Source organism: Lichenibacterium ramalinae, from assembly GCF_004137085.1.
GTDB lineage: Bacteria > Pseudomonadota > Alphaproteobacteria > Rhizobiales > Beijerinckiaceae > Lichenihabitans > Lichenihabitans ramalinae.
The window spans coordinates 185558-197559 of record NZ_QYBC01000008.1 but is presented as its reverse complement, the minus strand read 5'-3'; the positions used below and the strand labels follow the sequence as shown (position 1 = coordinate 197559).

The 12002-nt window shown below is 73.6% G+C and carries 12 protein-coding genes and 1 tRNA gene; 5 read left to right on the top strand and 8 right to left on the bottom strand.

Features of this window, described 5'->3' with window-relative positions; genetic code table 11:
- Window positions 1-120: 120 nt before the first annotated feature.
- Complete coding sequence (locus tag D3272_RS11530) at window positions 121-1212, bottom strand: septal ring lytic transglycosylase RlpA family protein (protein ID WP_129219311.1); 1092 nt, start codon at window positions 1210-1212, stop codon at window positions 121-123.
- A gap of 419 nt (window positions 1213-1631) precedes the next feature.
- The gene (locus D3272_RS11525; protein WP_129219310.1) at window positions 1632-3218 is read right to left on the bottom strand and encodes a gamma-glutamyltransferase; all 1587 of its coding nucleotides are present in this window, start codon (window positions 3216-3218) and stop codon (window positions 1632-1634) included.
- Between the two features lie 187 nt (window positions 3219-3405).
- Between D3272_RS11525 and D3272_RS11520 the strand changes: the two genes are divergently transcribed.
- Window positions 3406-3495: transfer RNA gene (locus tag D3272_RS11520), tRNA-Ser, on the top strand.
- Between the two features lie 216 nt (window positions 3496-3711).
- Here D3272_RS11520 and D3272_RS11515 read toward each other — a convergent pair.
- Both D3272_RS11515 and D3272_RS11510 read right to left on the bottom strand, forming a co-directional pair.
- On the bottom strand, window positions 3712-3897 hold the full coding sequence (locus D3272_RS11515) for a hypothetical protein (RefSeq protein ID WP_129219309.1): 186 nt from the start codon (window positions 3895-3897) through the stop codon (window positions 3712-3714).
- 39 nt (window positions 3898-3936) lie between these two features.
- Window positions 3937-4140 carry a hypothetical protein gene (locus tag D3272_RS11510; protein WP_129219308.1) on the bottom strand — a complete coding sequence of 68 codons (204 nt, stop codon included), beginning with the start codon at window positions 4138-4140 and terminating at the stop codon, window positions 3937-3939.
- Between the two features lie 221 nt (window positions 4141-4361).
- Here D3272_RS11510 and D3272_RS11505 point away from each other — a divergent pair, with 221 nt between their 5' ends.
- From D3272_RS11505 to queF, 4 genes are all read left to right on the top strand, one after another.
- On the top strand, window positions 4362-4604 hold the full coding sequence (locus D3272_RS11505) for a hypothetical protein (protein WP_129219307.1): 243 nt from the start codon (window positions 4362-4364) through the stop codon (window positions 4602-4604).
- Between the two features lie 103 nt (window positions 4605-4707).
- The gene (locus tag D3272_RS11500; RefSeq protein ID WP_129219306.1) at window positions 4708-5682 is read left to right on the top strand and encodes an aldo/keto reductase; all 975 of its coding nucleotides are present in this window, start codon (window positions 4708-4710) and stop codon (window positions 5680-5682) included.
- Between the two features lie 342 nt (window positions 5683-6024).
- Complete coding sequence (locus D3272_RS11495) at window positions 6025-6939, top strand: glucosamine kinase nucleotide-binding domain-containing protein (protein WP_165361317.1); 915 nt, start codon at window positions 6025-6027, stop codon at window positions 6937-6939.
- 39 nt (window positions 6940-6978) lie between these two features.
- Window positions 6979-7446 carry a preQ(1) synthase gene (gene queF / locus D3272_RS11490; protein ID WP_428977985.1) on the top strand — a complete coding sequence of 156 codons (468 nt, stop codon included), beginning with the start codon at window positions 6979-6981 and terminating at the stop codon, window positions 7444-7446.
- A gap of 6 nt (window positions 7447-7452) precedes the next feature.
- Here queF and D3272_RS11485 read toward each other — a convergent pair whose 3' ends face one another.
- Genes D3272_RS11485 through pyrG form a run of 4 tightly spaced genes read right to left on the bottom strand, consistent with a single transcriptional unit; the run spans window position 7453 to window position 11876 of the window.
- Window positions 7453-8448 (bottom strand): lysophospholipid acyltransferase family protein, encoded by a 996-nt coding sequence (locus tag D3272_RS11485; protein ID WP_165361316.1) that lies wholly within the window; start codon window positions 8446-8448, stop codon window positions 7453-7455.
- 46 nt (window positions 8449-8494) lie between these two features.
- Window positions 8495-9346 (bottom strand): 3-deoxy-8-phosphooctulonate synthase, encoded by an 852-nt coding sequence (gene kdsA / locus D3272_RS11480; protein ID WP_129219302.1) that lies wholly within the window; start codon window positions 9344-9346, stop codon window positions 8495-8497.
- A 15-nt stretch (window positions 9347-9361) separates the two neighbouring features.
- A complete protein-coding gene (locus tag D3272_RS11475; protein ID WP_165361315.1) occupies window positions 9362-10228 on the bottom strand; it encodes a VOC family protein in 867 nt (288 codons plus the stop codon).
- Window positions 10229-10247: 19 nt separating this feature from the next.
- Window positions 10248-11876 (bottom strand): CTP synthase, encoded by a 1629-nt coding sequence (pyrG, locus tag D3272_RS11470; RefSeq protein WP_129219300.1) that lies wholly within the window; start codon window positions 11874-11876, stop codon window positions 10248-10250.
- Between the last annotated feature and the right edge of the window lie 126 nt (window positions 11877-12002).

The window sequence follows — 12002 nt, the reverse complement described above, 5'->3', positions numbered from 1 at the left end:
CGCGCTGGCGCGGGACGGCGCCGCGACGGCACCGGCATCACCTTACGGCGGTTTCGGGCGTGTTGGAATGGGCTTCGCCGCCCCGAGGCCGCCGCCTCGCCCGCCGTCCGGGCCGGCGCGTCACCGATCCGGGTCGGCTTTGAGGGCGGCGGGGTCGGCGCGATCGCGCCGCCGCGGCGCGTCGGGCCGCCCGGCCGGACCCCCGAAGGTGATGCGCTGGCGGGGCTCCGCCGCCGGGAACAGCGGCCTGTAGAACGGGTCCCGGCCCGCCGGCACGGACCGGCGCGACGGCGGCGCCTGGATCGGCCTCGCCGCGAGGCCGCGTGGCGGCGGGGCGAGCGGTCCGGTCGGTGCCGGCCAGGGCGTGGCGACGGGCGTTGCCAGGGTCGTCTCGACCGCACGGCCGCGCCGGAAGATCGGCAGCGAAGCGATCCGGGCGGGAACGTTCGGCAGCGGCGACGGTCCCTCGGGCGGCGGCGGCAGGCCGCCGTCGGCCACCTGCACGGCATCGCCGACGCCGTCGAGCCGCGCCGGGCGTCCATCCGTCGTGAGGGTCGCCAGGAGCTTGCCGTCGTCGGAGCCGCCCAGGCTGGCGCGGCCGACGTAGTCGATGCGGATCTGCCCGGTCCCCTCGTTCTTGAAGGCCAGGGCCTCGGCGACGCGCTGCGACACGTCCATGACGCGGCCGCCGTGGTAGGGGCCGCGGTCGTTGACCCGCACGATCATGGACCGGCCGTTCTTGAGGTTCGTGACCCGCACGTAGCTCGGCAGCGGCAGCGTCGGATGGGCGGCCGAGATGGAGCCCTTGTCGAAGACTTCGCCGTTGGCGGTGCGGCGGCCGTGGAAGGCGTCGCCGTACCAGGAGGCCGTGCCCACCACGGAATAGCCCTGCGGGTTGGCGTTGGGCACGAAGGTGCGGCCGCCGATCGTGTAGGGGCGCCCCACCAGGTAGCCGCCGCCGCCGCGCGGGATGGGCTGTCCGTCCTCGACGAGGCGCGGGCTGGCCCAGACGCCGAGGATCGGGTCGAAGTAACGCCCGGCGACCACCCGCCCCGGCGCCGACACCTGCTGGCCGGCACAGCCCGCCAGAGCCACGGCACAGGCCGCCACCAGGCCCCAGCGCAGCGCGCCGCCAGGCGCGAAGGCCGTGGCGTCGTGCGAGGCGGCGAGGGTGCGACAGCAGTCGGGAAACGCGGCGACCGAAGGCTTCATGTTCTGACGCGTGACCCGAGACGGACGAGGATGCGCCCATCCCGTCGCTCCCGCGGCCCAGCCCCGCCCGGGGCATGCGCGCGCCGGGGCGAGCCGGTCAGACTGTCGATGCACGGCATTTTCGGCCCCGCCTGGTTTCGGAAGGCTTAAGCGAAACGGTCGCGCTCCCGGGGGAACGCCCCCGACTTGCCCGGCCCGAGCGCCCCGCCCGGGCTCGTTTCGCCCGTCAAATGAGGTCTAATTACGGCAAAGCTCAAGTCGGCGTTCCGTTCGGGCCGCCGCCCGGCCCTGTCGAATCGCTGCCGCGGGTCCGCGGCAGCGCGGCGCGGGGGCGGTCGGGCCAGGCACCCTCGACGACGATACACCTCGGCCCAGGGTCGTCCAACCCAGGCGGCGGGCAGGTCGCCCGGCGGCGGGGCTCAGGCCTCGGCGACGGCGGATCCCTCGGCGATGGCCGCCGACCAGGGCGACATGACGTCGGTGACGCCGACCCGCTCGCCGTCGCGCTGGAGGATGAGGTTCGGGCAGGCGAAGTTCATGGGCAGCACGGCGTGGTCGACGACCTCGACGGGCCCGTCGGCGCGGAGCGCGTCGATCACGGCCGGGCCCAGGCGCCGGTCGGCCGTGACGGCGTCGGGGCCGGAAACGTCGATGCGCGGGTGGTGGGCCGCCGCCGCCGGATCCATGCCGAAACCCGCGACGAACAGAAGCGACTGCGCCACGGCGGCCAGGATGCGCCGGCCGCCCGAGGCGCCGAGCGCCAGCACGGGCGCGTCGCCGTCGCGCAGGATGACCGGGCACATGTTGGTGAGCGGCCGCCGGCCGGGCGCCACGGAGTTGGGCCGTCCGGGCGCGGGGTCGAACCACATCACGCCGTTGTTCATCAGGACACCGCTCCGGGGCAGCACCACGCGGCTTCCCATGGAGGAGAGGAGCGTCGTGGTCACCGCCACCATCGTGCCGTCGGCATCGCAGACGGTGAGGTGGGTGGTGCAGCTGTCGGCCCCGCTCGGCTCGGCGTCGCCGAGGCCGGACAATCGCTCCGCATAGGCGGCCCGCATGGCCCGGGCCAGGGCGGCGAACCAGTCCGGCCCGGGCGCCGTGTCGGCGACGCCGTCCAGGGCGGCGAGGACCCGCGCCAGCGTCGGCGCGGCCGTCAGGCCCCCGGGCGTCTGCAGGACCCGGCCCCGCCACGCGACGTCGTCGGCGGGCCGCAGCTGCGCCCGGCAGGCGGCGAGGTCGGCGACCGAGACGGCCGCGCCCATCTCCGCCAGGTCGGCGGCCAGGGATGCCGCGACCTCGCCCTCGTAGAAGTCCCGCAGCCCGGCCCGGGCCAGGCGCTCCAGCGTGTCCGGCAGGGCACCGAGCGGCAGGAAGCCCGGCGTCCCCTGGTAGGGCGCGATGGGAGGCAGGCCGCCCGGCAGGTAGAGGCGGGCACTTTCGGGGTAGAGCCGCAGGGTCGCGGCGGCATTGGCGACCTTCAGCGTCGTGAACCAATCGGCGGCGAGGCCGCGGCGGGCGAGGGCCAGGGCCGGCGCCATGACGTCGGCCAGCGGCATGCGGCCCCAGCGCTCGTGCATGGCGGCGTAGCCGGCGACCGCCGAGGGGGTCACGAAGGAGAGCGGCCCGTGGATGTTGCGGTCGCCCTCCACCTCGAGCCAGGCGAACAGGTCCTGCTTCATCCGGCCCGTGAGGGGGAAGCGCGCCGCGTCGAGCCCGGCCGGTGCGACGGGCCCGAAATCCACCGCCGTCGCCCGCCTCGCGCCGGCGGGATGCACCAGAGCGAACCCGATGCCGCCGAGGCCCGAGTTCCAAGGCTCGACGACGGCCAAAGCCAGGGCGGTGGCGACGGCCGCGTCCACGGCATTGCCTCCGGCCTCGAGCACCGAGACCCCGGCCTCGGCCGCGTCGCGCGCCTGCGCCGCCACCATGCCTCGCCGCCCGCGCGCGACGGGCTTGGTCACCTCCCAATGCTGGGTGACGTGGGGCAGGGGCGCGAACGGCATGGCGGGCTCCTTCGGGCGGGGCGCGGACCGGCCCCCTGCCCGCCATAAAGCCCGCTTCGCGCGAAGGAAAGGCCGCCGCTCCCGCAGGCGTCGGCCGGCCCCGGCCGCGAAACAGGTGGCCAAGCGTCCCCGCCCCGCGTACTAGTGCAGGGTGCGGTGACGCGCCCGCGCGCGGCCAGCGCGCGAGGGAAGGGTGGCCGAGTGGTTTAAGGCAGCGGTCTTGAAAACCGCCGTAGGTGAAAGCCTACCGTGGGTTCGAATCCCACCCCTTCCGCCACATATCCCCGCCGCTCCAACTCGCCATGCGGCGAAGGATGGGGCTCGCGGTAGCGGGCGCCGCCGGATTCCTCGTCGGGATCGCGTCATGGCCATCGACGCGCGTCCGTCCGGGCCGCCGGCGCGTCCTCAAGGCGATGGACCCGTGCCTGAACGGCCCTGCAGATCCCGAGAATGCCTTTCCCTGTTCCGGGACAGGACATCCATGCATGGATGCTCAGCGGTTCAGGATCCGGTCGGCGATGGCCTTCTCTTCCTCGGGGATGATCTCCACGGCCCGGCTGCTGTCGTCCGGCTCGCCGCCCCCGGCCTGGTCGATGGTCTCGTCGCGGGGTCGGGCGTTCGGCCCGGTCGAGATCGGCCGCTGGGACTCCCGCTCGGTGCCGCGCTTGTCGTCTGCCATGATGGAAAGCTCCTGAGAGGTGAGATGACGTCGGGGCGGTCAGACGCCGCCGTGCGACGGCGACGGATCCTCGGCCACGCGCGCCTTCAAGGCCGCTAGGAACTGGTCGAAGGCCGCGCGCGACATCGTCACGGTCTCGGCGTCGCCCCCAACCGTTCCCTGGAAGGTGAGGACCGCCTCGTCGCGGTCCTGGTCGAAGCTCAACCCGCCGGACCGCGCTTCGAACTGCCTGACCTGCGCCATCGCACCCTCCTCCGGTCCCCCGCGCCGCTCATCGACACGACGATGGGCCAACGCCGCGCCACCGAGCCGGGGTGCATGGCGGCGCGGCGCGGCCGAGCGCCATTGACGAGGTTCCGGCCCGGTGCGACCTTCACGCTCGCTCGATCCCTGGACAGGCTCGCGAATCGGCATCCGCGCCCCTGTCGCGACCTCCCGATCGGCCGGAAAAGGGGACCTCGACGATGCGCACCATCCTGATCGCCGCCACCCTGCTGGCGGGTCTGTCGGCGGCCCAGGCCGACGGCACCTGCGCCTCCAACGCCGCCGACAAGAAGCTCGCCGGGGCCGCCAAGACGAGTTTCCTCGGCAAATGCCAGCGGGATGCCGCCGCCACCTGCGACAGCGCCGCCGCCGGGAAGAACCTGGCGGGCGCCGCCAAGACCTCCTTCACCAAGAAATGCGTGAAGGACGCCGTCGGGGGCTGAACCCGGCCGCAGCGCTTCGGACGGCCCCCGCGCTGCCGGGCGCCGCCCCGAGAACGGTCGTCCGGCTTGGGCCGGTGTCGACGCACCGACGGGAGATACGGGCATGCGCAAACGTATTCTGGGCCGGTCCGACATCGCTGTGGCGCCCTGGTGCTTCGGCGGCAACGTCTTCGGCTGGACGGCCGACCGGGACACGTCCTTCGCCCTGCTCGACGCCTTCGTCGGTGCGGGCTTCGACTTCATCGACACGGCGGACGTGTATTCCCGCTGGGCTCCGGGGCATGTCGGCGGCGAATCCGAGACCGTGATCGGCGAGTGGCTCGCCGCCCGGGGCGGGCGCGACAAGCTCGTGATCGCCACCAAGGTCGGCATGGGCCAGCCCGACCGGGCGGGCCGCCTCGACGCCGCCCATATCAACGCCTCGATCGACGCATCGCTGAAGCGGCTGCGGACCGACTACGTCGACCTCTACCAGTCCCACGCCGACGACCCCGACACGCCCATCGCCGAAACGCTCGAGGCCTATGCGGGCCTGGTCAAGGCCGGCAAGGTGCGCATCATCGGCGCGTCGAACTTCACGGCCGCCCGGCTGCGCGCCTCGCTCGACATCAGCGCGGCCCATCGCCTGCCCCGGTACGAAACGCTGCAGCCCGAATACAACCTCTCGGACCGGGCCGGGTTCGAGCGGGACCTGCAGCAGTTCTGCCGGGCCGAGCAGCTGGGCGTGATCCCGTACTTCTCGCTGGCGGCCGGTTTCCTCACCGGCAAGTACCGGTCCGAGGCGGATTTCGGCAAGAGCCCGCGCGGCAGCGGCATGGCCAAGCACCTGAACCCACGGGGCCTCGCCATCCTGGCGGCGCTCGACACGGTGTCGGCCGAGCACGCCACCAGCCTGGCAGCCGTGGCGCTGGCTTGGCTCATGGCGCAGCCCTCCATCGCGGCGCCGATCGCCAGCGCGACGTCGCTCGACCAGTTCCGGGACATCGTCGGGGCCGCCACGCTGCGGCTCACCGCCGACGACATGGCGGCGCTCGACGCCGCCTCGGCCACGCCGCCGCAGGCCTCCGTCACCGCCTGAGCGCGGCGACGGACGCGCCGTCGCCCCGGCCGGACTCCGATCCACCGCCCCGACGCTGCGACGGCACGCTCCCAGCGGCGCCAGTCCCGCGCGGCCCTGCCCTGCACTGTGTCGACCCGAGACGCCGCGACCGATGCGCCGCGTCGGCCTCCGCACGCCTGCAACACGGCGTTCGTTTCACGGAACACCGTTCGATATACCGGATGCCCCGGATTCTGTCCGCTGTATCGAACGGCGTTCGACGCGCAGGACGTCGGCCGTCGCACCGCGGCGATCCGTGGCGCGGCCCGCGCCGGGCTGTTACAGCGGGGCCTCGAGCGGGACGGGAGCGGGATGGTGACGATGGACGCGGAAGCCCCTGCCCTCTTCCTGGGCATCGACGGCGGTGGCTCCACCTGCCGGGCGCGGCTCTGCGACAGCACCGGCGCGGTGCTGGCCGAAGCCGTCGGTGGCAGCGCCAACGTTTATCTCGACTTCCCCGGCGCCCTCGCGCGCATCAAGGGCTGCGCGGCCGAGGCCCTGTCGGCGGCCGGGTTCGGGGCCGGGTCGGCGGCCCGCGTCAGGCTCGGCCTCGGCCTCGCCGGCGTGTCGTCGCCGGCCGTCGCCGCCGAGGTCGCCGCCGCGCTCCCCGGCCACGCCTCCGTGCGGGTCGCGAACGACGGCGTCATCGCCTGCCTGGGCGCCCACGCCGGCGGAGATGGCGGCCTCGTCATCGCCGGGACCGGCAGCGCCGGGGTGGCGCTGGTCGGCGGCCGGGAGATCAATGTCGGCGGGCGCGGCTTCGTGCTCGGCGACGACGGCTCCGGCGCCCGCATCGGGCACGAGGCCTGGCGGCGCGCGCTGCGGGCCCACGACGGGCTCGCCCCGCACACCCCCTTCACGCGCGGCCTCATGGCCCGGTTCGACGACGATCCGGCGGCGGTGATCCGCTGGGGCCTCACGGCCCGCTCGGCCGATTATGGCGCCGAGGCGCCGGGCTGTTTCGCGGCTGCGGCGGCGGGAGACCCGGTGGCGCTCGCCATCCTGGGCGAGGCCGCCGCGGCCCTGGCGGACCTCGTCGCGGCGCTGGAGCGTCACGGGGCGCGGCGCATCGCCATGGTGGGGGGCGGTGCCGCCGCGATCCGGCCCTACCTGCCCGAAGGGGTCGCCGCCGCCCTGTCGCCGGCGCTGGGCGACGCGCGCGACGGCGCCCTCCTGCTCGCGGCGGGCCGTGTGGCCGGGGCCGGGTCGCTTGTGCCGGGGCGCCCGGCCCCTTAATTCGGATGGCAGACGCCGCCCCGGCGGCACCCCCCGCGAGTGCGAGCCTTGTCCACCTTCCTCCCGCCGACCCTGCTCGGCCAGACCGTCGCCCAGCCGCAATCCCCCGAGGAGGCGCGGCTGGAGCGCGTGCCGAACCCGCATCCCGGGACGCTCTACCTCACCCGGTTCACGGCGCCGGAATTCACCTCGCTGTGCCCCGTCACCGGCCAGCCCGACTTCGCCCACCTCGTCATCGACTACGTGGCCGACGGCTGGCTCGTGGAGTCGAAGGCGCTGAAGCTGTACCTCACGTCGTTCCGCAATCACGGCGCCTTCCACGAGGACTGCACGGTGCGGATCGGCAAGGATATCGTGGCGCTGCTCGAGCCCCGGTGGCTCCGCATCGGTGGCTATTGGTACCCGCGCGGCGGCATCCCCATCGATGTCTTCTGGCAGACCGGCACGCCGCCCGAGGGGCTTTGGCTGCCGGACCAGGGCGTGCCGCCCTATCGGGGCCGCGGCTGAGCGGAATCAGCCCGGGCGGGTGTCGTCGAGCCGGTGCTGCCCCGGAGGCCTGCGGCGCAGCCGCTCGGCCATTTTGCGGGCGACGGCGCGCTTGCCGCGGCCCATCTGGCGCTTGAGGGCGCCGAGCGGTGCCTCCACCGGGCGGTGCACGCCGGCCGGCACGACATGGGTCATGGCGAGCTGCGGGAAGGCCGAAGCCAGCCCGTAGGTCAGCGCCTTGAGGTGGTCGGCCATGGCCTGGCGGTCGGCCAGAGCCGGCAGGTCTTCGAATCGGAGGGGTCGCCCCACCGCCACCAGCATGGCGGTGCCGATGCGGGTCCGCACCTCGTGGAAGATGAGCGACAGCCGCAGCACGGGGCTGAGGTGGCTGGCGATCTGGAACAGGCGGCTGTTCTGCCCCTCGAAGCAGATCGGCACCACGGTGGCGCGCGAGCGCTGGATCAGCTGCGCGGTGAAGGGCTGCCAAGGCCCGTCGGTGGCGCGCTGCCGGCCCAGCCGGTCCGGCGCCGTCGAGATGCCGCCCGCCGGGAACACCACCACGCATCCGCCGGCGTCGAGGTGGCGGCGGGCCGCGGCGCGGGACTCGATGTTGGTCCGCATCGCCTCGTCGGTCGCGGCGAAGTCGATCGGCAGCACGTAGTCGGCGATTTCCGGCGCCCGCAGCAGCACCGCATTGGTGAGCACCAGGAAGTCGCCGCGCCGCTGCTGGATCAGCCAGGAGATGACGATGCCGTCGAGCACGCCGTAGGGGTGGTTGGCCACCACCACCACGGGCCCGGTCGCCGGGATGGCGGCGAGCGCCGCCGGGTCGTGGCGGACGTCGATGGCGAGGCTGCGCACGGCGGCGGCGAAGAAGCTCTCGCCCGTGATGCCCTGGCGGCGGTTGGCCATGTAGAGCCGCCGCAATTTGCGTTGGCCCGTGGCCGCCTCCACGAGGCGGATCAGGCCGCGCTTGACGGGCGGCATCGAGGGATCGGCGTAGCTGAAGTTCGGATCGCTCATGGCCGTCCCCGGTAGCAGGGCCGCGTGAAACTGGGATGACGCCGCTTCAGCGTCGCGGCAGGGCCTTGGCGAGCCGGTCGAAGCCTTGCAGCACGCCCACCAGGCTCTCCATCTCGGAGAGCGGCACCATGTTGGGCCCGTCCGAGGGGGCCCGTTCGGGCGCCTCATGGGTCTCGATGAAGACCGCCGCCACGCCGACCGCCACGGCGGCGCGGGCCAGAACGGGCACGAATTCCCGCTGGCCGCCGGACGTCTTTCCCTGGCCGCCCGGCTGCTGCACCGAATGGGTGGCGTCGAAGACCACGGGGGCGCCGGTCGCGGCCAGCACCGGCAGGGCGCGCATGTCGGACACCAGCGTGTTGTAGCCGAAGGAGGCGCCCCGCTCGGTCACGAGGACGTTGGGGTTGCCGCCGCCCACGATCTTGTCGACGACGTTGACCATGTCCCACGGCGCCAGGAACTGCCCCTTCTTGACGTTGACGGCGCGGCCCGTGGCGGCGGCGGCCAGCAGCAGGTCGGTCTGGCGGCACAGGAAGGCGGGGATCTGCAGCACGTCCACCACCTCGGCCACGGCGGCGCATTGCGCGGCGTCGTGCACGTCCGTCAGGACCGGCAGGCCGGTGCGGCGCTTCACCTCGGCGAAGATGTCGAGCGCGCGGTCGAGGCCGATGCCGCGCGCGCTGTCGGCCGAGGAGCGGTTGGCCTTGTCGAAGGAGCTCTTGTAGACGAGGCCGATGCCGAGCCTGTCGGCCAGCCCGGCCAGGGCCTCCGCCATGAACAGGGCGTGGTCCCGGCTTTCCATGGCGCAGGGGCCGGCGATCAGCACCAGCGGCAGGCTGTTGCCGAGGCGAACGGCACGCGTCCCCTGCCCCACCACGACGTCGCCGTTGACCACCATGCCCGCGTCTCCCGTTCAGGCGACGGAATGGCACGGCGCGGGCGCGAAGACCAGCGCCGTGCCGAAGGCGACCTCCGGCGGCACCACGAGGGTGCCGGCGACCTCGCGGTGCGGCACATCCGCCGCCGCCAAGCGCCGCCGCAGCCCGTCGAGCGCCTCCACCACCATGCCGAATCCCGCGAACCGGCCCGGCGCCGCCCCGCCGCCGTAGCGGGCCGCGGCGGCCGGCGGCGTCATGACGTCGATGCTTCCCGTGGGCGTGGCGAAGCGGAGTCGCTCCGCCTGCCCGTCTGGGCCGATGCCCAGCGCGACGGAGAGCCGCGCCGCCACCGGCGCCGGATCGGGCACCGCGAGCGCCACGGCGTCGAGCCGCAGGGCACGGTTGGCGTGGCGCTGCGCGGCCGGGTTCCAGAAGTTCTCCGGGCGATGGTGGCGGCAGGTGAAGACGCCCGCCGCCTCGAGGCCGATGTCGGCGAAGGCGAGGCCGAACGCGACGTCCCGCCGCGTCCCGTCCGGCGCGACGGCGGTGCGGCCGAAGTCGAGCCGGCGCCCCTGCCCCGCGCCGGCCACCCGGAAGGCCGCCGCGTCGGCGTCGGCGTCGGTCGACCCCAGCGCCACGAGGGCGAGCCCCCCGCCCCTGGCGCAGGCCGCCGCGACCGGCGCGGCGAAGGGCGCCGCGGCCTCGTGCGGCCCGGGCAGGGCGAACCCCGCCCCGAGGCCGATCAGCTCCAGGAAGGACCCGTCGAGCTGGATGACGGCGTTCTCGGTGCCCCAGGGGTGGCGGTTGACCGCCCCGACCGTGAAGCCGAGCCGTCCGTAGAGCGCCACGGCCGCGGCGAGGTCCGGCACCGCCAGGACGAGGTGGTCGATGGGGCGCGGCACGGCCATCCTGCGCGGCGCGTCAGACGAGGCGCGACTGGGTCAGGGCCGCCGCCACGAAGCTGGCGAAGAGCGGGTGCGGGTCGAACGGGCGCGACTTCAGCTCCGGATGGTACTGCACGCCGATGAACCAGGGGTGGTCGGCGAGCTCGACCGTTTCGGGCAGCAGCCCGTCGGGCGACATGCCCGAGAACACCATCCCGTGCTCCTCGAGGCGCTCCCGGTAGCCGGTGTTGACCTCGTAGCGGTGGCGATGGCGCTCGGCGATCTCGGTGCCGCCGTAGATGCCGGCGATGCGCGTCCCGGTCTTCAGCGTCGTCGGGTAGGAGCCGAGGCGCATGGTGCCGCCGAGGTCCCCGTCGTGCAGGCGCTGCTCGAGGGCATTGCCGCGCATCCATTCCGTCAGCAGCCCCACGACGGGCTCGGCGCAGGGGCCGAACTCCGTCGAATTGGCCTCGGCGACGCCGGCCAGCGCCCGTGTCGCCTCGATCACGGCCATCTGCATGCCGAAGCAGATGCCGAAATACGGGATCTTGCGCTCGCGGGCGAAACGGGCCGCCGCGATCTTGCCCTCGGCGCCGCGCTGGCCGAAGCCGCCCGGCACCAGGATGGCATGCACCTCCTCGAGCTGCGTCGCGGGCTCGTCGCCCTCGAACACCTCGGATTCGATCCAGTCGAGCCTGACCTTGACGCGGTTGGCGAGGCCGCCGTGCATCAGCGCCTCGATGAGGGATTTGTAGGCGTCCTTCATGCCCGTGTACTTGCCCACGACGGCGATGCGGACCTCGCCTTCCGGGTTCAGCGCCCGCTCGGTCACGGCGTTCCACCGCGTCATGTCGGGCTTGGGCGCCGGCGCGATCTCGAAGGCGGCGAGCAACGCGCGGTCGAGCCCCGCCTCGTGGTAGGCACGCGGCACGTCGTAGATGGAGCCCACGTCCCGCGCCTCGATGACGGCGTCCTCCCGCACGTTGCAGAAGAGGCCGAGCTTGCGGCGCTCCTCGACCGGGATCGGCCGATCGGACCGGCAGAGCAGGATGTCGGGCTGGATGCCGATGGAGCGCAGTTCCTTCACGGAATGCTGCGTCGGCTTGGTCTTCAGCTCGCCCGCCGTCGGGATGAAGGGCAGCAGCGTCAGGTGGACGTAGACGGCGTGGCCGCGCGGCAGGTCGTTGCCGAGCTGGCGGATGGCCTCGAAGAACGGCAGGCCCTCGATGTCGCCGACCGTGCCGCCGATCTCGACGAGCACGAAGTCGGTGTCGTCGTTGCCCGACAACACGAACTCTTTGATGTGGTTGGTCACGTGCGGGATCACCTGCACGGTGGCGCCGAGGAAGTCGCCGCGGCGCTCCTTGGCGATGATGTCCTGGTAGATCTGGCCCGTCGTGATGTTGTCGGCGCGGGTGGCCGGCCGGCCGGTGAAACGCTCGTAGTGCCCGAGGTCGAGGTCGGTCTCGGCGCCGTCGTCCGTGACGAAGACTTCGCCGTGCTGGTAGGGGCTCATCGTGCCGGGGTCGACGTTGAGGTAGGGGTCGAGCTTCCTCAGCCTTACCGTGTAGCCCCGGGCCTGGAGCAGGGCGCCGAGCGCCGCCGAAGCCAGGCCCTTGCCCAGCGAGGACACCACGCCGCCGGTGATGAAGACGTAGCGCGCCATGGGGAAACACCTGTCTCAACGCGGTTCCGCCGGGCGGCATCCGGGATGCCGCCGCGGCGAACCGATGGAACGGAGCACCGGCTCCGGGGCATGTCGCGCTGTGGCCGACATGCCCCGACGCGAAAC

Coding starts and splice junctions, on each gene's coding strand:
- D3272_RS11530 (WP_129219311.1), bottom strand. CDS start 1,212: ATGAAGCCTTCGGTCGCCGCGTTTCCCGACTGCTGTCGCACCCTCGCC.
- kdsA (WP_129219302.1), bottom strand. CDS start 9,346: ATGGTGGTCAACGGCGACGTCGTGGTGGGGCAGGGGACGCGTGCCGTT.
- D3272_RS11515 (WP_129219309.1), bottom strand. CDS start 3,897: ATGGCAGACGACAAGCGCGGCACCGAGCGGGAGTCCCAGCGGCCGATC.
- D3272_RS11495 (WP_165361317.1), top strand. CDS start 6,025: ATGGACGCGGAAGCCCCTGCCCTCTTCCTGGGCATCGACGGCGGTGGC.
- pyrG (WP_129219300.1), bottom strand. CDS start 11,876: ATGGCGCGCTACGTCTTCATCACCGGCGGCGTGGTGTCCTCGCTGGGC.
- D3272_RS11505 (WP_129219307.1), top strand. CDS start 4,362: ATGCGCACCATCCTGATCGCCGCCACCCTGCTGGCGGGTCTGTCGGCG.
- D3272_RS11485 (WP_165361316.1), bottom strand. CDS start 8,448: ATGAGCGATCCGAACTTCAGCTACGCCGATCCCTCGATGCCGCCCGTC.
- D3272_RS11525 (WP_129219310.1), bottom strand. CDS start 3,218: ATGCCGTTCGCGCCCCTGCCCCACGTCACCCAGCATTGGGAGGTGACC.
- D3272_RS11500 (WP_129219306.1), top strand. CDS start 4,708: ATGCGCAAACGTATTCTGGGCCGGTCCGACATCGCTGTGGCGCCCTGG.
- D3272_RS11510 (WP_129219308.1), bottom strand. CDS start 4,140: ATGGCGCAGGTCAGGCAGTTCGAAGCGCGGTCCGGCGGGTTGAGCTTC.